This is a genomic window from Pantoea sp. GbtcB22 (assembly GCF_019091025.1).
Classification (GTDB): domain Bacteria; phylum Pseudomonadota; class Gammaproteobacteria; order Enterobacterales; family Enterobacteriaceae; genus Pantoea; species Pantoea leporis.
Map to the genome: position 1 here is coordinate 81,680 of NZ_JAGXKB010000012.1, position 20,677 is coordinate 102,356.

21 protein-coding genes are annotated in these 20,677 nt (G+C 58.0%); 18 read left to right on the top strand and 3 right to left on the bottom strand.

Annotation, left to right across the window (positions count from 1 at the left end):
• The first annotated feature begins 56 nt into the window (after positions 1–56).
• From KVT28_RS24000 to KVT28_RS24015, 4 genes are all read left to right on the top strand, one after another.
• A complete protein-coding gene (locus KVT28_RS24000; protein WP_217550569.1) occupies positions 57–830 on the top strand; it encodes a site-specific integrase in 774 nt (257 codons plus the stop codon).
• A gap of 374 nt (positions 831–1,204) precedes the next feature.
• Positions 1,205–1,660 (top strand): hypothetical protein, encoded by a 456-nt coding sequence (locus tag KVT28_RS24005; RefSeq protein WP_217550571.1) that lies wholly within the window; start codon positions 1,205–1,207, stop codon positions 1,658–1,660.
• A 459-nt stretch (positions 1,661–2,119) separates the two neighbouring features.
• Positions 2,120–2,764: a ParA family protein gene (locus KVT28_RS24010; protein ID WP_217550573.1), complete on the top strand. Its 645-nt coding sequence runs from the start codon at positions 2,120–2,122 to the stop codon at positions 2,762–2,764.
• A 101-nt stretch (positions 2,765–2,865) separates the two neighbouring features.
• Complete coding sequence (locus tag KVT28_RS24015) at positions 2,866–3,150, top strand: molecular chaperone GroEL (RefSeq protein WP_217550575.1); 285 nt, start codon at positions 2,866–2,868, stop codon at positions 3,148–3,150.
• A 161-nt stretch (positions 3,151–3,311) separates the two neighbouring features.
• On the opposite strand, the gene umuC is transcribed toward KVT28_RS24015, so the two are convergent.
• Together umuC and umuD are read right to left on the bottom strand one after the other, a co-directional pair.
• Positions 3,312–4,586, bottom strand: coding sequence for a translesion error-prone DNA polymerase V subunit UmuC (gene umuC / locus KVT28_RS24020; protein WP_217550578.1), 1,275 nt, complete (start codon positions 4,584–4,586; stop codon positions 3,312–3,314).
• Between the two features lie 8 nt (positions 4,587–4,594).
• Positions 4,595–5,014, bottom strand: coding sequence for a translesion error-prone DNA polymerase V autoproteolytic subunit (gene umuD, locus KVT28_RS24025; RefSeq protein ID WP_167144175.1), 420 nt, complete (start codon positions 5,012–5,014; stop codon positions 4,595–4,597).
• A 486-nt stretch (positions 5,015–5,500) separates the two neighbouring features.
• On the opposite strand from umuD, the gene KVT28_RS24030 reads away from it, so the two are divergent.
• The 4 genes from KVT28_RS24030 (at position 5,501) to KVT28_RS24050 (ending at position 8,791) form a co-directional block, all read left to right on the top strand.
• Positions 5,501–5,761: an XRE family transcriptional regulator gene (locus KVT28_RS24030; protein ID WP_217550580.1), complete on the top strand. Its 261-nt coding sequence runs from the start codon at positions 5,501–5,503 to the stop codon at positions 5,759–5,761.
• A gap of 1,096 nt (positions 5,762–6,857) precedes the next feature.
• Positions 6,858–7,385: a single-stranded DNA-binding protein gene (locus KVT28_RS24035; RefSeq protein WP_217550582.1), complete on the top strand. Its 528-nt coding sequence runs from the start codon at positions 6,858–6,860 to the stop codon at positions 7,383–7,385.
• Between the two features lie 127 nt (positions 7,386–7,512).
• Positions 7,513–8,052: a conjugation system SOS inhibitor PsiB family protein gene (locus tag KVT28_RS24040; protein ID WP_217550585.1), complete on the top strand. Its 540-nt coding sequence runs from the start codon at positions 7,513–7,515 to the stop codon at positions 8,050–8,052.
• 346 nt (positions 8,053–8,398) lie between these two features.
• Complete coding sequence (locus KVT28_RS24050; protein WP_217550589.1) at positions 8,399–8,791, top strand: hypothetical protein; 393 nt, start codon at positions 8,399–8,401, stop codon at positions 8,789–8,791.
• A 108-nt stretch (positions 8,792–8,899) separates the two neighbouring features.
• On the opposite strand, the gene KVT28_RS24055 is transcribed toward KVT28_RS24050, so the two are convergent.
• Positions 8,900–9,568 (bottom strand): SOS response-associated peptidase family protein, encoded by a 669-nt coding sequence (locus tag KVT28_RS24055; protein ID WP_217550615.1) that lies wholly within the window; start codon positions 9,566–9,568, stop codon positions 8,900–8,902.
• A gap of 525 nt (positions 9,569–10,093) precedes the next feature.
• On the opposite strand from KVT28_RS24055, the gene KVT28_RS24060 reads away from it, so the two are divergent.
• The 10 genes from KVT28_RS24060 to KVT28_RS24105 all read left to right on the top strand — a co-directional run bounded on the left by KVT28_RS24060 (position 10,094) and on the right by KVT28_RS24105 (position 20,384).
• The gene (locus KVT28_RS24060; RefSeq protein ID WP_217550591.1) at positions 10,094–11,479 is read left to right on the top strand and encodes a DUF3560 domain-containing protein; all 1,386 of its coding nucleotides are present in this window, start codon (positions 10,094–10,096) and stop codon (positions 11,477–11,479) included.
• 47 nt (positions 11,480–11,526) lie between these two features.
• On the top strand, positions 11,527–12,090 hold the full coding sequence (locus KVT28_RS24065) for a class I SAM-dependent methyltransferase (RefSeq protein ID WP_217550594.1): 564 nt from the start codon (positions 11,527–11,529) through the stop codon (positions 12,088–12,090).
• A gap of 719 nt (positions 12,091–12,809) precedes the next feature.
• The gene (locus KVT28_RS24070) at positions 12,810–14,804 is read left to right on the top strand and encodes a ParB/RepB/Spo0J family partition protein (RefSeq protein WP_217550596.1); all 1,995 of its coding nucleotides are present in this window, start codon (positions 12,810–12,812) and stop codon (positions 14,802–14,804) included.
• 47 nt (positions 14,805–14,851) lie between these two features.
• The gene (locus tag KVT28_RS24075; RefSeq protein WP_217550598.1) at positions 14,852–15,583 is read left to right on the top strand and encodes a plasmid SOS inhibition protein A; all 732 of its coding nucleotides are present in this window, start codon (positions 14,852–14,854) and stop codon (positions 15,581–15,583) included.
• A 124-nt stretch (positions 15,584–15,707) separates the two neighbouring features.
• Positions 15,708–16,088, top strand: coding sequence for a hypothetical protein (locus tag KVT28_RS24080; RefSeq protein WP_217550600.1), 381 nt, complete (start codon positions 15,708–15,710; stop codon positions 16,086–16,088).
• A gap of 612 nt (positions 16,089–16,700) precedes the next feature.
• Positions 16,701–17,210, top strand: coding sequence for a hypothetical protein (locus KVT28_RS24085; protein WP_217550602.1), 510 nt, complete (start codon positions 16,701–16,703; stop codon positions 17,208–17,210).
• 87 nt (positions 17,211–17,297) lie between these two features.
• Positions 17,298–17,606, top strand: coding sequence for a hypothetical protein (locus tag KVT28_RS24090; protein WP_217550603.1), 309 nt, complete (start codon positions 17,298–17,300; stop codon positions 17,604–17,606).
• 129 nt (positions 17,607–17,735) lie between these two features.
• Entirely contained in the window at positions 17,736–17,942 is a 207-nt protein-coding gene (locus KVT28_RS24095; RefSeq protein ID WP_217550605.1) for a hypothetical protein, read from the top strand.
• 801 nt (positions 17,943–18,743) lie between these two features.
• On the top strand, positions 18,744–19,919 hold the full coding sequence (locus KVT28_RS24100) for a Hok/Gef family protein (protein WP_217550607.1): 1,176 nt from the start codon (positions 18,744–18,746) through the stop codon (positions 19,917–19,919).
• A gap of 102 nt (positions 19,920–20,021) precedes the next feature.
• A complete protein-coding gene (locus KVT28_RS24105; protein WP_217550609.1) occupies positions 20,022–20,384 on the top strand; it encodes a hypothetical protein in 363 nt (120 codons plus the stop codon).
• Positions 20,385–20,677 lie beyond the last annotated feature (293 nt).

Sequence of the window (20,677 nt, forward strand, 5' to 3'; positions counted from 1 at the left end):
AGTGCCTCTGGTGAGGCACTGAGCTCCGGCGCGTTAACTCTGGGAATAAACGTGTTATGACCGGCCTTGTTTCTTATGGTTATGACACGCCGCCCGCGCAGCTGCCGGTGGCCATCGACTATCCTGCGGCACTGGCCCTGCGCCAGATGGCCGCGCTGGTCGACGACCTGCCGAAGTACCTGCTGGCGCCGGAGGTCAGCGCCCTGCTCCACTTTATGCCCGACCTGCGCCGCAAGATGCTGTTCACTACGCTGTGGAACACCGGCGCGCGCATCAGCGAGGCGCTGGCGCTGACGCGGGGGGACTTTCTGCTGCGCCAGCAGTACCCGTTCGTGCAGCTGGCCACGCTCAAGCAGCGCGAGGATAAGGCGGAGCACCGGGCCGGACGCCGCGCCGCCGGCGTCGTGCCCCACCGGCTGGTGCCCCTTTCCGATGCGCAGTACGTGACGCAGCTGGAGATGATGATCGCCACCCTGCGCATTCCGCTGGAGCGTAAGAGCGAGAAGACCGGGCGGGCGGAGCGGGTGCGGCTGTGGGACATCACCGACCGCACGGCGCGCACCTGGCTGAACGAGGCGGTGGAGGCGGCGGCGTCAGAGGGGGTAACGTTCTCGATACCGGTGACCCTGCACACCTTCCGGCACAGCTACGCCATGCACATGCTGTACGCCGGCACGCCGCTCAAGGCGCTGCAGAGCCTGCTCGGGCACAAGAGCGCGAAGTCGACGGAAATTTATACGCGGGTGTTCGCGCTGGATGTGGCGGCCCGGCACCGGGTGCAGTTTCAGATGCCGGGAAATGAGGCCGTGGCGCTTCTGAAAAACTTGTGAATTTTGCAATCCCGCGAGAAGACAGTTATTTGGTGTCGTTTGGGTATACCTAAATGAATGGTATCCAGATAAAAAAACGTCTTCTGAAGATGCTGGAAGGGACTATAGGATCTAAAAGGGAGCAGAGGATTAACATGGCTTCTGGAGAAAAATAGGTTTGACTATAATTCTAGGTGCACACAGTTTATACTGTTGACGTTTACCAGTGGAGGTTCATATGAACAACCAAAAAGTCCTAACCCAAAAACAAGTTGCAGCTTTTCTTCGCGACTCTAGTGAGTCTGGAAGCGTACAGCTTCGTGGCTCCAGGGATGAACGTCGCTCCCAGTTTAGGGCGCTGCGAAGTGCTGATCGAGAAAAGGAAGGCTTGAGCGTTGGCAAAAATCACTATTTCGCGCGTTGAAATCTCATTAAAGTTCGCATCAACTAGCGATACGTTTGGTTTCGATCAAGATGTTGTTGACTCATATGAGGACGACATTCTTGATCTTCAAGAATTATGGGAACAGCAGGGATACATCGAAGTATTCGATCCCATTGCCCACAGTCGTATTAAATATGGGATGGTTAAGCCTTCTATATCAGATCCCGGCGCTTCACCCGCTTATGATGACCTTTATCATTCCAGAGTCCTCCGTGATGAAAATGACCCACTCCTCATCATCACCTTTAAAGGTGAAATAATACCTCAAAAGGAATATGAGAAAGCAGTAATTCTAGCCATGATAGATCACGATTTAATGTTTATGCCTAAAGGAAGAAAAGCTCAATACCTCAAGGCACAGCAACGAAAATTCGTACGACACGTTATCGATAAAAACGAAAACTAATATTCTTTCCTAAACATACTTCTTTATTTTCACATCTCTTAGTGCAATAACAAACCCAGCATCACTTATCGCAACTCACTTAAGTAATTGTGCGGACTTTTACTCTCTGATTTGACTGGCTTATGATATTTGTTCCTTGAAGTTACCATAGCCCTGCCCTGCCCTGCCCTGCCCTGACTTGCCCTGACTTGCCCTGACTTGCCCTGACTTGCCTTGAAGATGGAAAGCCTGTGGATTGTGTGCACTTAGTGTATTCGTTGGATATCTATTGTATATTCATAAGGTATCTAACGTGCGTCTTTAGTGGTCTCGTTGAGTACGCAAAGTATTTGCATGTGTATTTCTGAAATGGTATAAATCAACTCGTTCTAAGATATGCATTGCATACTCAATGTGAACCCAAAGTGCGCAGTTTGTGGATTCAATGTGCGTCTTACAAGCATAATTAAGGTGGCAGATATGACAGTTATTGTTATGGCACACAATAAGGGCGGGGCAGGTAAGACAACCTCGGCTGTACATGTATCAGGCGAACTGAAACCTATGAAAGCCCTTGACCTAGATACTCATAAGGGGCTTTCAATCATTCACGGCCTGCGTCCAAGCGACAGACAAATTCCAATATCAATTCCTGAGACCCAACAAGAGTTAGTGCATGAAATAAGCTTGTTCAAGGATAAAGAAGATATCTTGTTTATTGACTGCGGGGGGTTTGACTCTGATATGACTCGTACGGCGGTTGCTTATGCAGATCTTATTATTGTTCCTGCAAAGGACTCTCTCACTGAGAGGATAGGCTTGATGAGTTTTGATAGGGTGCTGGGAGAAATAAGTGAAATCATAGGCCAGCATGTAGAAGCCCATCTATTCCTGTGCAAAACCAATCCGAATAAAAAACATTATCCAAAACTTGAGGCGCTACTTCCCTCATTTAAACACATTAAATTAATGAAGAGTCGCCTTTCATATCGCACTCAAGATTTTGAAGAAACAATTGAAACCGGTTTTGGCATAACTGAGTCAGTGCACGGGCGTGTCACTGCAGGCGGTAAAGAGGTGATTTCAATGGTGGAAGAAATGCTTGAGATTGTTAAAGGCAGATAAAAACAAAACACGCAATAGATACTCTAAGTGAGTCTGTTGTATACTCAATGTGCATCTATTGCATATCTATTAAATATCCATTGAGAGTATAGGGTATATACATGACTAAGAAGCTGGATTTTGCGAATCAACACGAAAAACTCGCTGGGCTAATGAGTTCTGCAAAACTAAAAACTTCAACCGCCCCAGCAGATAAAACCAGCGATGAAACGAAGCCATTCACGAAAAGCAAAGCCCGTAGCAAAAATCTCAGGGCTGTGCCTGAGACCTACTTTGAAGCCCATGCGCAACTTAAAGCCTCAAATAAGACATCGCTGGATTTTAGTGCATACATTCTGGAGGCTCTGCGTGAAAAGCTCGAGAACGATGGGGCGCTCGATAACTGATTCGTTGACTATATCACCGTTAAATTAAGTATCTATTGTAACCACATTAAATATCTAATGTATATTCATTGTGGTTACTTTGGGTTCATCTTGTGCATTCTTTATTGGGTATAGTGCAAAGCTCTGGTAGATGCCAGATCAATATCGTAGTCTGCTGCCAACTACATGACTCGCGCTACTGGAATGTCACTCCAGCGAGTCGTCCATGCTGGACTTAGCATCTCTCGCTTCATCTTCCATTCTGTGCTGACACCCTGACCCGCAAACCACAGGTTACCGAGTCCGGACTGGTTGATGCCGTCCAGCACCTTCATCAGCTGCGCACTGTTCGGACGCGGTCCGTCCTCATCAAACAGGCTCAGCTGGCTGACGCCGTTCGGAGTGAAGTCATCGAGCATGATGCCGGCTTTCATGTAGCGCCTTCCCTCCAGCCAGATACGGTCCAGGCTGCGCATGGCCACTTCAATAACGTCACGGGTGTCCTGAGTGGGCACTTTCAGGTTCTCGCCGGCGCTGTTGCCATAAAACACCTCGCCGGGGGCGTGAGGAGACGTGCGTATAAAGATGCCGACGCGGCGGCAGAACTGCCGCTCTCCGCGCAGCTTTTCGGACGCGCGCGTCGCGTACTGGCAGAGCGCCTGCTGCATGGCCACTTTCGACGTGATGCGCTCGCCAAATGACCGCGAGCAGACGATCTGCTGTTTTGCGGGCGCGAACTCTTCGAGCGGAATGCAGGATTCGCCGTTCAGCTCCCGCACAGTTCGCTCCAGCACCACGCTGAAGTTTTTCCGGATGAGGGCAGGGTGCGCGCGCGACAGCTGCAGGCCGTTTTCAATGCCCATGATGTTAAGCTTCTTAGCGATGCGTCTTCCCACGCCCCAGATTTCCTCTACGGGCTGATTCTGCAGAAGTGTGGCGGTGCGCTTCGGGTTACCCGTGGTCAGGGCCAGCACGCCTTTAAACTGCTTCCATTCTTTGCTGGCCCACTGCGCACTTTTGGCCAGCGTTTTGGTAGGGCCCATGCCCACGCCTACCGTCAGTCCTGTAGTGGCCAGTACGTGCGCGCGCAGGCGCCGCCCGAAATGCTCAAAGTCTTCGCAGCCGTCAATGCCGGTTATATCCAGGAACATTTCGTCAATCGAGTATTGCTCCACCTTCGGCGTCATTTCTTCCAGTGCTGTCATGATCCGCTGCGACATCGAGTGATAAAAGGGGTAATTGCTTGAAAATACGTGAATTTTTTCAGGGTATTCCTGAGCTTTAAGCTGAAACCATGGCATGCCCATTTTGATACCCATAGCGATTGCTCCGACCGATCTTGCGATTACGCAGCCATCATTATTGCTCAACACAACTACGGGTTTGCCGCGCAGGTCCGGGCGGAACAGCGCCTCGCAGCTGGCGTAAAACTTATTTGCGTCGGCTAATCCAAACATAGGCATGGCTACCTCCGGCGCGCACGTGTGCTGTTGAAGAACCAGGTCACCACGCCGAGCAGCTGAAGCTCCTCCGGGTAAATGGTGGAGTAAGCCGGATTCATAGGCAGCAGGGCGAGGCGGGGATGCAGCTGCAGGCGTTTGACCGTGAATTCCCCGTTAACCTCTGCAATTACGACATCGCCGTGCGATGCCTCCTCTGCCCGGTCAACCACCATAACGTCGCCGTCATAAAGCCCCAGTCCTTCCATGCTGCTGCCGCTGGCGCGCACGAAGAACGTGGAGGCGCGTCGGCGTATGCAGAGTTCGTTCAGGTCAAGTTCAGACTCCACATAATCCTGTGCCGGAGAGGGAAAGCCTGCGGCGCAGGGGTCCGCAAACAGCGGCACGCGCACGCGCGGCGTGAAGATGGGGGGCCAGAGCAGCATCAGGCCGGAGCTGTACACTGCGGGTTTCACGACTGTGACCCTTTAGTGATGACAGCCTGAACTACTGAATTCAACATGATATGACACATAAATCCTCCTCTTAACGATACTGTTTATATGTACAGTATTAATGAGCTCAGATTCTGTGACAAGTCAGTCTTTGTAATGGACCGGTCCAGTCCCACTCAGGGTAGTGAGAGATAATGAATTATTTTCGGTATTCTGACAGTGTTAAGCGCAGCGCTGGAATATAATGCATGCGCAACAGGTGTCAGGATGACGCCGTACTGGTTTCAGATGGCCCGGATTGATTCCGGGCCTTTCTGTTTCTGCTGCCTGACATCAGTACTTAACCTTCCGTTAATACTCTTATTATCACCTGTGTGAATATTGCAGGGGATCTCTCATAAACGATGGTACAGATCTTGTACCGCTGCCGTTGTCCTCTTATGCTCGGGCTATCACCTCCACGGACCCCGGGGCATTATGGATGGCTGCACCTCGCCCGGCCGCTTTCTGGCCTACCTGCTCGCTGAACATGACCTGACAGTTAAATCATTTTGCCTGAAATCCGGGCTCGCGCAGCGTGAGGTCTGGTCGCTGCTGTGTGACCGAAGGCCGGTTACGCCAGCCATCGCGGAAAAGCTCGGGCGCGTATTCTACTCGCCCGGGTTCTGGAGCATCCGGCAGGCCATGTGGCAGCTCCGGCGGGAAGGCGCGCAGTTACCCGGAGACCCTCAGTCCTGAGCACGTTGAATGTGCTAAATTTCCCTGTGCCGGTACGGACCTCTCACCCCGATTTCACCAGGGGGTTTAATAAACTGTAACCGTACCGGCACCTTCTCCCGTCAAATCAGACGCTTCCTGGAAAAAACTGACGCGTCTGACGCTATGCTTATCCCGTGTGTAACTCCCAGTACCAACACCAGTCTGTTGTATTGCAATTGCTGATATGCCAGGAACCCCCGCAGCGCCGGCCTCAGACCGGCAATGCTGACTCCTGTTACTCCGGACCCTCGCGTCCGGTTTTTTTTTGGCTCCGCGCTGCTGTCATAAGTTGTTCATAAAGTAATCAATGGTCTTTCCGGCCATGCTCCCCGTGCTCTGCGTCAAACTGTCCACAGGGTTCCCGGACTGCTGTGCACCCATATTGTGGAAAACCCCGCTTCGCTGAGTGAACGTTAAATCCCGGCGCCTCCGGCGCCGGCTGTCCACGTTGCGCGGGCGGGTTCACGATATCTCCGGTTCACAATCCCGATCTGAAAAAAGACTCTCTGACTCCTGGATCGGGCGTCACCCTGCGGGCCGCGCTGCCATGCTGCGCACCAGGCCAGAAAACTGTCCTGGCCCGGGCCCTGCGGGTGGCGGTTGCTGACGCAGACATAAAAGGCCGGGCGCAACCGATCTGACCCGTACTGACCCTGCAGCCGGCTGTGCCGGCGCGTGAACCGCGCCCTGAAAGACGGGCGCTCTGTTGTGCAACGCCGTTTCGCTGCCGCTCAGCCGACGTTGCAGCGTCATCTTGCTGATTTTCCCTCCACCTTCACCGTTTCAGTCCTTTCGCCGGGGCTGAGACAAGCACAGTCGCCGTGGCCGTCCAGGGTGAAGTGCACGCCGTGAACATTTTTTTCTGGCCACTCCGTTAGACCCGAAATAAATGCCCCCGTCGCCCCGGACGTCTGCCGTCACCCGCGCTGGTTTACGCCCTCGCGGCGAAGGATCTCAAACGGGTGAAGTGAATACCGGAGGAAAAAACCAGCCGATTTCCACAAAACGTCAACACCGCGGCTCCCGAAACTCAACGGGTGACGGGGGTAAAAACCACTGCATGAGGAGAACGAACATGGCTTCACGGGGCGTTAACAAAGTGATTCTGGTCGGCAATCTGGGACAGGACCCGGAGGTGCGCTATATGCCGAACGGCGGCGCGGTCGCAAATCTCACGCTGGCCACGTCAGAGAGCTGGCGCGACAAGCAGACCGGCGAAAACAAAGAGGTCACGGAGTGGCACCGCGTGGTGCTGTTCGGAAAGCTCGCTGAGGTGGCGGGGGAGTACCTGCGCAAGGGTTCGCAGGTCTACATCGAAGGCCAGCTGCGCACCCGCAAATGGCAGGGCACGGACGGTCAGGAAAAGTACACCACCGAGGTGGTGGTGAATACCGGCGGCACTCTGCAGATGCTGGGCGGGCGCGGAGGCAGCGCAGCTCAGGGCGGCCAGCAGTTCAGCGGTCAGCAACCCGCTGCACCGGATCCGTCAGCGAAGGGGGGCAGGGGAGGAAAAGGCGGTCGCAGTGCGGCACAGCCACCATCCCCGGCGCCGTCAACGGACAACACTCCGCCGATTGATTTTGACGACGATATTCCGTTCTGAATGACGCGGTCCCGGTGATGCGGGGCCGCTGCAGTGAGCAGCAGGGTGGCCGGTTTCCGGCCGAAAGGGTGCCCCGGCGGAGGTAGGACTCCGCCAGGGCGCGACACATCAGATATGAGGTCCGAATATGTCAGCGATACAGTCTAAAGCAAAAGGCCCGTCAGGCAAGCGCACCGCCTACTATGGCCGCCTCTCCGGCGGAAGCATGAGCTGCCGCAGCAGCGAACTTACCCGTGACGACGTCATCACGCCCGCGCGTCTGCGCGCATTCTCACCGTCGGACTTTGAAGCCTACAGCGCGCGCGGGGAAGAGTTCCGCCGGCGCCTCTGCGGCGCCGTGCTGCACGCGCTGAAGCTCAGCGACGCGTGGCGGACGGACTGCGAGAGCCGGGGCGAGTGGGGCGGGGTGTTCCCGGTTCACCTGCGCCTGACGCACCGCACCTGTAAGCACGTGACGCTGGATATTCTCAGTCCCGGCGCGGAGTCACCGTTCTGGCACGGTCTGATATGGATTATGCCGGACCACACGGGCCTGTACGTGCTCAATTCAGAACGGTTTGACCCGGTGGCCATACGCGCGCTGCTGGCCCGGACGGAGGAGATGATCGCGGCCGGCGTTCGCCCGGCAGAGATTGCGGCCCGGCTGGGCCGCAGGGGGATGCACTGATGGCCGTTCTGCTTAGCAGTCTTGTCTGTCACAGTCCCCGTCCGCTGTGTCCCCATGCTCGCAAGGCGCACCGGCGGGCGCAGGCGCAGGAGCGGCTGGTCAGTGAGGCCGAGACCGACCTGGCCGGACAGACCGCGACGACATATCGCCTGTGGTATCGCCGCTGGCGCACGCGGTCAGTGGCCACGGCCGACCTGCTTAACATGACGTGGGCGTGGCGCCGGCGGGCTGCCGACGCTGACTTTACGACACACTGACATTAAGGGGAGATTATGGCTTATTATCAGTGGGTTGAAAGGGAAATGCGTGGACAGAATGGGGCGCGATCAACAGAAAAGGAAAGCGCATGATGGAGAAAAATAAAGACAGCGCGGTTACCCGTGAGGAGTGCGCGTCGGTGATGGGGGCCTGTTGTCACATTGCGCTCAGTAATGGAGCGGAGGCCTTTTTTATGAACGGCTGGCTTATCAGCGATGAGCGGGATGAAGGCCGTGAAGGCCGGGTGCTTGAGCTCGCGCGCCGGGTCGCTGGCGCTTCAGGGCAGGTGCTGAACTGTTATGTGCTGCCCGTACCGCAGGCGGGGACATGGAACTGGGACGAAGTCACCGGCGATATCGTTCTGCAGGCGCGCCGCTGCGCGCCGACGCAGGCCGATACCCCGGTTCATTTAACGGCCCGTTCAGGCGGGATGATGCTAAAGCTGGCTCGTTTGTATAAAACGCTGTCCGGGCGGAGCTGATACAGGCATCCGTACAGACTGGCATCAGTAGCTAACCACTATAGAGAGCAATGCTTTCTATAGTGGTTTCGTGACCTCCGCCCGGCTGCGTTGAAGCAAAGAGGCCTGCTATCCCACCTTTTCGATCAGTTCAGCACCCTGATTTTTAGGGCTGCCTACCTTGTCTGTGACCGGATGCCATTTGAAATCGCTTTCCGGCAGCGCAGCTTTCCAGGCAATCTGCTCGGCGCGCTCAGGTGTGGTGTCTTCACTCAGCCACTCTCTGACGGATGACGCCTCCAGTACCAGCGGTCGGCGGTCATGAATATCAACCATTCCTTTATTGCTGGCCGACGTCACAATCACGAAGCCTTCATGGCCGTGTATGTCATCGTAGGGGGCTTTACCAATAGCCGCGAAAAACAGCGGCTTATGGTGTCTCTCATAGATAAAATAAGGCTGTTTTTTATCTCCGCTTCGCTGCCACTCATACCAGCCGTCGGCAAACACTACGGCGCGTCCGTGGTTCCATAAAGGCTTGAACATTCTGCCCGATGACGCGGTTTCACCGCGTGCGTTGATGAGCGGCTGTTTATCCCACCACTCCGGTCCGTAACCCCAGTAAACCGGGTCGAGCTTCAGTTCTCCGCCCCGTTCACTGAGCAGCAGCACATTGGTTCCCGGCGCGACGTTGTAACGTCCTATAGGTTCCGGGTCGTGTACATAGTCGCTGCCGGCTACGCCGAGCGCGTCAAAGTACACATCCCGGCTCTGATACTGCGCAAATCGTCCGCACATAGTTTTGTCCTCCTCTTCAGAGGATAGCGGTTTATGCGTTGCCGGGTTTCCGCTGCTGGCCTGAAAACGATATCTCTGGCACATGGCCCCCTCCGGCTCCCCGGCAGGCCGGGTCGTCGAGCCCTACTGCGCTAAGCGGCAGGCCGCCAAGCTCCGCCGGATCGCAGAAGAATGCGTTCCGGGCCTGACGGCTAAGGTCTGATGGCTGAAGTCCACCCCTGCAGCGGGCATTGCCCGCGCATTCACCGCACCGGCATGACGCCGCCGGTGCTCTGTTGTCCGGATGGCCATCGCTGCCGCGCCGTCCTTCCGGGGCTGTGACATGTTCACTTTTACCCGTGCTCCTGTGCCTTCGTGAGTTATCCGTACCGTCGCTGTGCATGAGACCACAATCGCTCGCTCATGCTGACAAGGCTGTAACAAGCGCCTGCGGCGGCCCTGTCAGCGCTCCCGATGGTGGTCTTTTGCTTTTTGCGACGGCGAATACTCACAAAAGCATCATTTAACCCACAGGAGATAAATAACATGTCACAACTCAACGTCCAGGGCGCGACAACGAAGCCTACAAATGCATCTTTGACTGACACCGACACCACGGGCCAGTCATATCAGGCCACCTATTCCCCGGATGACAACAAGCTGCGCCTTTATGCAGCGCTGCGTCTTGATGAGGAAATGTATCAGCGCGTCAGCAGGGCGGGCTTTAAGTGGGCGCCAAAACAGGGGCTGTTCGTGGCACCCATGTGGACGCCGGGTCGTGAAGACCTGCTAATCGAGCTGGCCGGTGTGATTGAAGATGAAGACCAGTCGCTGTTTGACCGCCAGGAAGCGCGTGCCGGTCGGTTTGAAGAGTACAGCGAGAAGCGTGCGGAAGAGTCCGGGCAGGCGCTGGCCGCCGTGGACAGCCTGGCGTCAGCCATACCGCTGGGGCAGCCGATTCTGGTCGGGCATCACAGTGAACGCCGCGCCCGTAAGCACGCGCAGAAGATTGAAAACGGCATGCGCCGCGCGGTCAACCTTTTCGAAACCTCAGAATACTGGGAACGCCGCGCTGAGGCTTCGCTGCGCCACGCGGCGTACAAGGAGCGCCCGGACGTGCGCTGGCGCCGTATCAAAAAGATTGAGGCTGACCTGCGCAAGTCGGAGCGCGAGATTAAGAGCGCGGAGAAATTTATTAAGCTCTGGTCGTCGGAGAACCTCAACGGTGCAATGGCCATGACGATTGCCAACGTCGATCACCTTTACTGCTGCTTTACGCTGGAGAAGTATCCGCGCCCGCAGGATAAAAGCCAGTACGAGGGCAGCGTCAGCATCTGGTCAGCCCTGCGGGATGAAATCATCACGGCGGAGCAGGCCCGCGACATCTGCATTCCCTGCCATCAGCGCACTATCGCGCGCCATAACCGCTGGGCCGCCCACTACCGTAACCGCCTGACCTATGAGCGCGCCATGCTCAACGAACACGGCGGCGTGCTGGCCGGTGACGTCGAGATGGTGCCGGGCGGCCAGGTGAAAAGTCGCGGCGAGTGGCTGACCATCATCCGCGTGAACCGCAGCGGAGGAAAAATCAGCTCGCTGGTGACGAATGAATATTCCTTTATGGGCCGTAAAAATGCCCTGACCACGCTCACGCCTGACCGCATTACCGAATACAAGGCGCCATCGGCCGAAGAGGCAAAAGCGGCGAAGGCGGCCGCAAAGCGTCCGCCGATCGTCAACTATCCGGGTGAGGGCTTCGTCAGCATGACAAAGGAAGAGTGGAGTAAGAAGCACGCCGACTTTAAGCAGGTAAAAGGCATGGCGGCCGGTGAGAACCACCTCGCCTACCGTCTGCGCCGCGTGATGTCGACGGGCTACACCCTGTCGCCGGTTTACATCACCGACATGAAAACGGTCGAAATCCCGCGCTGATCCTGTTCCCCCGGGGAGGCCCGGGGGACTGATAAAGAGGCCTATCCATGAAATCAGATCTGAAAGCGCGCATTGCGCAGATGCAGCAGAAACTCAGCCAGAGCTACACCGTTCAGACCGTGCACGCTGATACGCAGCTGTTCGTCACGCCGGACGACGTCTGTCAGAAAATGGTGGCGCTGGCCGGGATACGTGCCGGTGACCGGGTGCTGGAGCCCAGCGCGGGAACGGGCGCCATACTGCGGGCTATACAGGCCGGCGCGCCTGGCGTTAACTGCGACTGCGTCGAGCTTAACGCGGGGCTTGCCGCTCAGCTGCAGGCGAACTTTCCGGACGTAACCGTGATTTGCGGTGACTTTCTGTCCTGTAAACCCGGCGGCCGTTATCAGCGGATCATCATGAATCCCCCTTTCCGCCAGGGAACTGACCTGAAGCACATCAGCCGCGCCCTTTCCCTGCTGGCACCCGGCGGGCGCCTGGTGGCGCTCTGTACCGCCGGGCCCCGGCAGCACCGGGCGCTGGTCCCCAGGGCCACGCATTACGAGGAATTACCGCGCGGCACGTTCAGCTATACGGACGTTGCAAGCCTGCTGATTTGCATCGATGCATAACCTTACCGGGGCAGGGATGCCCTGAAAGCTGAAGGGCAGGGGAGTAGCTGACTACTGCAGCGGCTTCGCCGCTGCGGTGGCCCGTCTGCCGGTTCAATGCGTAGCGCAGGCCGTGCTGAATACTTTGTTAAAGGAGCGGGAAATTTCAGAAATCCGCATGATATATGCAAAAAAACAGTGTTCAGTTCAGGTTTTACCTCGTTTCCTCCGGTTTCAGTCAGTTTTATGCAATGGCCGGAGGCGGACTGATACTGAAGATGGCCCCCTTCGGCTCCCCGGCAGGCCGGGTCGTCGAGCCCTACTGCGCTAACCGGCAAGCCGGTAAGCTCCGCCGGAACGCGAAAGGCCGCGCTCCGTGCCTGACGGCTAGGGTCTGATGGCGGACAGCAGCCCCTGCAGCGGGCGTGCGCCCTCGCGCTCACTGGCCACAAAAAGCCGTGGCCGCTGGGGACCGGACCGGCGAACGGCGCGCCGTCCGGGGCTGCGTCATGTTCACCTCCTGTTGTGTTGTTTTTATTCTCCGCGCTCCTCCGCCGTGCAGAAACCTGCCACACGGGCGGCCTCACGCAAGGGTCGCTGGCTAAACGGCGGCACCCGGTCCCTCCGGGCTGCGGCTTTGCCGTTTCCCCCTGCGTGATGCCTTTACCCCGCGTGCCTGTTCTGCCCTCACGGCGAAGGAACTCAGAGAAACATCACTTAACCCTGAAGAGGAGAGCAACATGTCACAGCAGAACGTCAACACCCCGGCTCAGAAATCTAAAGAATCATCTCTTTTAAAACCAAAGGCCCCGCGTCGCAGCGCAAAAGCGAAGGCTGACAAGGCCGCAGCGGCGGTTGAGCAGGCGCTGGAGAAAGTGGAAATTGAAATGATCCCGCTTTCACGTCTGACGGTTTCCCCCCTGAACGTGCGCCGCCGGGTTTACGTCCAGTCGCGCATCGATTCGCTGGCCGCGACCATTCAGAACGTAGGGCTGCTGCATAACCTGATTGCGCACGATATGCCGGACGGCATGCTGGGCGTGGCCTGCGGCGGTCGGCGTCTGACCGCGCTGCAGCAGCTGCTCGCGCAGGGCTTTTACCAGCCCGATCAGCCGATCCCCGTTAAGCGGGTGTCAGAGGAGCTGGCCCGGGCAGCCTCGATGGTCGAAAACGGCGAGCGTGAAGATATGCATCCCGCCGAGCAGATTGCCGGATTCCAGGCGCTGTCAGCTGAGGGCAAAACGCCCGCGCAGATTGGTGACCTCATGGGCTACAGCTCGCGTCACGTACAGCGCTGCCTGAAGCTCTCCGGCCTCGCGCCCGCCATTCTTGACGAACTGGCTGCTGACAACATCACGATCGAGCAGTGCCAGGCGCTCACGCTCGCTGACTCACATGAACGCCAGATGGAGGTATGGGATCAGGCTTCCAGCTATTACAACCCGTCAGCCGACACCATTCGTAACCTGATCACCTCTTCAGAAACCGAAATCAGCCGCTCCCATAAGTTTGCCTTTGTGGGCAAAGATGCTTACCTGGCCGCAGGCGGCATCATCCGCACCGACCTGTTCAGCGGGGATGACGAGGGGTACATCGATACCGCCCTGGTGGAGAGCCTCGCGCTGGAGAAACTGCAGAAGACTGCGGAAGCCGTGCAGCAGGAGGAGGGATTTGCCTGGACGGAAGTGAGAATAGACGGCCGGATGCACGGCTGGGACAGCAAAATTAAGCGCAGCTATGTCGTGCCTGAGGAGCGCTGCCCGGACTACACCCCGGAAGAAGATGCACAGGTGAGCGAGCTGCGCGCACAGTGGCGGCTTACCGACGACGAAGCGCTGAAGCCGCCGCTGAAAGCGCAGATTGCCGGGATTGAAAACGCAGCGGATAAACGCCGCTGGGCGGCGCTGGACAAGGACAAAACGGGCGCGGTCGTCTGTTATGAGTTCGGCACGTGCGTTATTCAGCGCGGTGTGCAGCGCGTGGCTGACCTGCCGAAGAAAACCACGCCCGCCAGCAAGGATGATATGCAGGCGCTGTCAGAGGGGTATTCGGCGGCGCTGGTCCGCGCCATGTCCTGCGAGCGGTCGCTGGCGGTGCAGGCCGCGCTCAGCACAAAGCCGGATATTTCGGTCGCCATGCTGACCTGGACCTTGTGCCGCGCCACCTTCAGTCACGGTAGCTATGACAGTACGCCCATGAAAATCAGCCTCACGGATAACAGCGCCGCGCTGGTTTCCGACTCAGCGGCAAAAGAGGAGGGGAAGGCGTGGCAGTTTATGCAGCAGCAGAAGGCTGACTGGCAGGCGCGGCTGCCGGAGAACTGGGCGCAGGACTTCCGCTGGCTGCTGGCGTGGAGCACGGACGACGTGCACGGGCTGCTGGGATTCTGCAGCGCCACGGCGGTGTGCTGCTTCCAGGATCGCGTCTACGGGCGCAGCCAGACCAGTAATCTCGATGCGCTGGAGTCCGCGATGGCGTTTGACCTGGCCGACTGGTGGCAGCCGACCGCAGAAGGGTTCTTCAAGCGCATGAGTAAAGAGCAGATTGCCGGGGCGCTCGCGGAAGCAGGCAAAACGGGCAACGCGAAGGACGCAGAGAAGATGAAGAAGGGTGACGCCGCCGACTTCGCGGAGTCCTGCCTTGAGGGGACGCGCTGGGTGCCGCAGTGGATGAAACCGCTGCAGCCCGGTGGGGCGGTAAACGGCAGCGCAGACGCGTACGACAGCGAAAGCTGAAAGCGGCAGGCCGCCCGGAGGGCGGTCATTCACCCGGAGAAAATACCATGAACATTATCCCCCGATCTCTGTCCCTCGTTCCTGCCTGTCCGTACACTCGCGCAGTCAGCCTGGCGATTGCCGACGTTGAAAAGCGATTGCAGGGCCGCGCGCAGCGCGGTGCCCATCCGTATGCCAGCGCGTTTCTGCGTCATTACTGCGACACCCGCACGGTGACATCCGACCATCTGCGCCGCATCGTGCCGGAATACTCCCCGCGCGACCGCTTTTCGCCCGCAGCGGTGGAATACATGGCCGCGCTGGATATGCTGATTGCTTCACGGGGTGAGCGTTGCCCGTCACCGCTGCCGCAGGACACCGCGCCCAGATTGTTTCCTGTGACAGCGCTGAGACAGCGCGAACGCCTTGATAAACGCACCGCACACCGGGCTAACCGGGAAGTCAGTCAGGAAGGCAAAGTGGAGGCGAAGAAGCTCAGGCGCTATCAGCAGCGTCTGGCACAGGCGAAAATCGATCTGACGTTTCAGACGCCGCTGACGGTTGGCACATGGTATGCGCGGCAGCAGGAACAGGCGTTCTTTGAATCAGACATTTTTCACATGGTAACAGCATGGCTGCCAAAGTTTACTTCCTGCCGCTGTCTGGATCCTGCCTGGTACTGGGAGGAGCCGCTCTGGCGGCTCATGCTGGACATTCAGGCCGAAGTAAAAGTCGCGACGGAGGCGGCGCTGGATGCTGACAGGCAGGCGCTGCCGAACCGGCTGGTGCTGAAAAGCTGAAGGTAACAGCCCCGTGTGCTTTCACCGCGCGGGGCAATCTGTTGAAACAGCACAATCCTGTGCGCTGCATCGGGACAAAGATCGTTAAGCCCGTAAATCCTTAAACCGGAGTGAGGTATCTGACATGAGTTTCTGGCTTCTGGCCGCCGTGCTGAATGGCATCTGGATAACCCTCTTTTATTTTGTCTTACCGCATGCGCTCACCGGAACCGAATATTCGATGGGTATCATCATTTGTCTGCTCCTGGCGAGGGTCATGGCATCAAAAGCCAGTGAGCCCGCAGGCGACAGGCTGTTTATCGTTTTGCTGAAAGGGCTTATACCGATTTCAGGACTGGGCCTGCTCGCGTGGGGCACCTTACTGTCCCGCAGCGGTGAGGGGGTAACCGGGGCGGCAGAGAGCGCTGATGCCGTGAACAGTACATTTGGCGGCGGACTGGCATACGCGCTTATGGCGCTGGGCATTATGCTGCTGGTCACGGGCTACAGAATACTGCGACGTTAACCCAGGCGGCCCTGCGGGCCGGGTAAACCCGGTGCTGACGCACCGGCTCTCTCCCTTCGCCTGCGCTTTCTCATGTGGTCTGGCCTTCTCTCACTCTTCTTTCCTGTCTTCCTGCTGCTGTGATTCTGCTTCTGCCATTTCTTCCTTCCGTAGTTCTCCTGATTCATCTCCCTGATAAGGTCACGAACCATGGCCCCCTTCGGCTCCCCGGCAAGCCGGGTCGTCGAGCCCTACTGCGCTAACCGGCACAGCCGGTAAGCTCCGCCGGACCGCAGAGGGACGCGTTCCGGGCCTGACGGCTAGGGTCTGATGGCGGACAGCAACCCCTGCAGCGGGCGGTCGCCCGCGCGTTCACTGGCCACAAAAGGACGTGGCCGCTGAGGCCCGGCCCGGCTGAGCCGTCCGGGGTGTGTTCATGCCGTTTTCGCGCGCGGGGGCGTGTTCCGGCCATTCCAGGCGCGGAGGGCTTTTCGTAGCACCGTCATTCGTCAGCTGCAAGGGTGAAATGCACGCCTGCGGCGCCCTTGCATCTGCCGCCTGCCGTTGCTCCTTTGCCCTTCGCCGCGACTGGATCGACCGAAACATGACAACCACCTCAGCAGGAGAAATGCCATGAACACACACAACGTCAACGTCAACACCGCCACGCCAGAATCTCCCAAAACATGGGTGAAGGGCAAAAGCCAGTCGGCTGACAGCCTGGTTTTTGTGCGCGTGGAAACGGGCAAACTGTTCGGTGAAGCGATAGCGCTGAATGACGGCAGCATCGTTTCAGTGAGCACGTTTGAGACGCTGGAAGAGTTACAGATGCAGTACTGGGACATGGCGCTGATGACGGAAGACGAGGCCGATGCGATGTACTGCACCCGCCTGTTCAGGCCCTGGACAGAGATCAGCGAAACGCGCTGGAACGATCAGCTGCACGTGATGCCGCCGCTGGACTGGCGATCATCCCCGGCAGGCGAGACGTTTAAATCCAGCGAGATGTATTCAGGTCAGGTGACGCACATTTTTGCGCACATTCGCGGACGTTATTTCGAGTGCAGGGATTATGCCTGGAAGGCGCATGCGGATCTGGTGCTGGGTGCCGTGCTGGCAATGGCGGCAGAAAATACGCATTAAAAAAGCAGGCCTGAGCCTGCTCCCTTAACGGTCGGTCGTGAAGCCACACGTACCGGCCTGCATCAAAACATGAAAGAGGTTAACCCTATGTCTGATACACGCATCCTCCCATACGCTGACGCGCCTGTAAACCCTGCTGCGCTGACGCCGGAAGCCCTGACAGCAGCACAGTTTATGGATTTGTACGAGTACATCTGCGCTGCCGGAACGTTTGCCGGATTCAGTGCCGTCCCCTGGGAAGAACTGGGCATGTGTGAAGTGCTGGATGAACCCACCGACGAGCCGGAAGGGTTACGTCTTTATCTGCGTGACAGATGGCCCGTGGCCGTTCTGGAGTTCGATACAGGCTACAGGGTGATACCCGGTGCAATCACTAACCGCTGGCTGCAGAGCTGAAGAAAGCCCGTGCGATTAACAGTACTGGCTGAATTTTGTCCGCTGGCGTGGTGCAGAGCTGGTCAGCGGGATATACTGACAGCAGGGTGCAGAAAGGCTGTGACCCTGCCCGAGAGGGAGAACTGACGGATGTCGGCAACCGATATGAACGAACTTAACAGTAACCGGATTAACGCGGAGATCGCCAAACTGATGGCGGAGACGCAGAAGCTGAACGCGGAGGCGGGCAAGCTGAACCGCGAAACGTTCTGGTATCCCGTGGCGGTTTCAACCGGGATGATTGGCGCTGTCGCGACGATCACCGTGCTGATTATGAAAGGGCTGGGCTACACCTGACAGCGGAGTATGGCCGGACACCGCAGCCCCGAAAGGGGCTTTTTTTATCTCACGTTCAGAACCGGGTTTGGCTCTCATCCAGCCCGTGAAAAGCGGGCGGCCCTGCGGGCCGGATAAAACCCGGTGCTGACGCACCGGCTCTCTCCCTTCGCCTGCGCTTTCTCCTGTGGTCTGGCCTTCTCTTCCTCTTCTTTCCTGTCTTTCTGCTGTCTGCCTGATTTCTCTGCTGCCGTTTTCTTACCGGGATCATGAACACCTGAAGGTCACGAACCATGGCCCCCTCCGGCTCCCCGGCAAGCCGGGTCGTCGAGCCCTACTGCGCTAACCGGCAAGCCGGTAAGCTCCGCCGGACCGCAGAGGGACGCGTTCCGGGCCTGACGGCTAGGGTCTGATGGCGGACAGCAACCCCTGCAGCGGGCAGTCGCCCGCGCATTCACTGGCCACAAAAGGACGTGGCCGCTGAGGCCCGGACCGGCAGAGCCGTCCGGGGTGTGTTCATGCCGTTTTCGCGCGCGGTGGCGCTGTTCCGGTCATTCCAGGCGCGGAGGGCTTTTCGTAGCACCGTCATTCGTCAGCTGCAAGGGTGAAATGAACGCCTGCGGCGCCCCTGCATCTGCCGCCTGCCGTTGCTCCTTTGCCCTTCGCCGCGACTGGATCGACCGAAACATGACAACCCACCTCAGCAGGAGAAATGCCATGAACACACACAACGTCAACGTCAACACCGCCACGCCAGAATCTCCCAAAACATGGGTTAAAACCCCGTCCGCGTGCTGGCTCGTCCGCAAGGAGGCCCTGCTTGTGTCTCTGGCCAGAATTGAGGGCGAACTGATGATGTATCACGCACTGAACCGGGCGGGCGTTGAAGTCAGCTCACCGGAGCTGGATTTTTGTCCGTGGGATGCGGCTGACATTGTGAAATCACTGGCAGATATGGGCGCAATTAACTCATCCCGCGTGTATGACATGGTGAACGCGGTGAAGAAACTGGCTGTCATGCTCGATGGCAGCGCCTGGGACAGAGACGAACTACTGCTGCCCGATGACGTGGCGGGCTGTATGGCAGACGCGGAAGCGGCCCGCACCGAATTACTCGCCCGCTGGGCTGAAGAGGAAAAGCCGTTCAGCGTTGACGTGCATGGTGAAACCGAATACCCGGAGGATGACCCGGCTTATGGCACCTTCTGGCGTGCGGGGAGTATTCACCTCGGACGTGCCTGGACGGTAGCAGAGGCGATGGAGCTGGCCGCCGCAGCATGGCTTAAGGATGAGTGGGAGGCGCGCGATTCTGAAAAATGCTGGTTCGACAGTGAATTCGGCCGCGACATGGGCCCGGTGAGTTTCCTGCCGCGCACCATCGTAATCCGTGACGACCAGCAAAGGAAAGTGCTGACGGCCGACGCCATCAATCTGCAGTGGAACGCACACGTCACCAGCCCGGCAGAAATCAGCCGCCTGGCGTCGGAAAAGGAAGCGCTGCTGCGCGATGCCGCACAGGAAAGCGCATGGGATAACTTTGAAACGGCGAAGCAGCTGCGGATCAGCGCTGAGGCCATCACGGCCGGAATAGCAGATGACGCCTGGCAGGGGCACCCCGATGTGATGGCCGCCGTAAAGGCTTTCGTACGCCCGGTGCGTAAAACATGGTCACACCGCCTCAGCGTGAAGGGGCTGCCGGAGTTCATGGCGGAGGACATGGCGTTTCTGGTGTCGCTGAGCGACAGAGAAACCGGGTGCCGCAGCCATGAGCGGTATGAGCTGATGTACGGCGTGGGGCTGAGCATAGCGAACCACGTCAGCGGGGCGGTCAGCGACTGGTCTGCTCCTAAGCCAAAATTACCGGCACCGGTGGTATCGGCCTGGCTGCTGACGGGGGAAATACTGCGCGATCAGTTCGGTGATGAGGGTGAGCGCACCTGGGCGGCGGTGAAAGCGTCGCTGAAAGCTCACCTTGAGGTCAGCCTGGCTGAGCACTGAGCAAGAGAAAAAAGGCAGGGTAACCCTGCCATTTCCCGCCCCTGAATTCTGCGACGAACACGGGGCCTCACAGAAACACCGATCCACTTGCAGGAGATCAATATGTCTACAGGACACATTCTGTCACCGGATACACAACCAGTAAACCCCGCCATCAGCGGGACAGATGAACCCGTCACCATGAGCGTTATTGAAGAGATTGCCGCGACGGCAGAGGGAACAGAGCGCCCCGCGCTTATCTGGGGCAACACGGACAGGGCGACCACGGCGGCGGAAGCGCTGTGGGTATTTGCCCGCAGGACCGGTCTCGATGGGCGGGGTGATGATGCCTTCACGGCGGTTCAGGACCTGATCGCAAACCTGATGCACCTGTGTGAACAGGAAGGCATTACCGGAGAAGGCGTGACGTTTGCATCGCTGGTCAGCCTCGCGGAGATGCACTTTCAGGCTGAGCTGGAGGAGTGACTGTCGTGTGATTAGGGGGCCTGCGGGTCCCTAGTGCAATCTGCCAGGGCCGCAAAAGACGGGCGGCCCTGCGGGCCGGGTAAACCCGGTGCTGCCGCACCGGCTCTCTCCCTTCGCCTGCGCTTTCGCCTGTGGTCTGGCCTTCTCTTCCTCTTCTTTCCTGTCTTTCTGCTGTCTGCCTGATTTCTCTGCTGCCGTTTTCTTACCGGGATCATAAACACCTGAAGGTCACGAACCATGGCCCCCTCCGGCTCCCCGGCAAGCCGGGTCGTCGAGCCCTACTGCGCTAACCG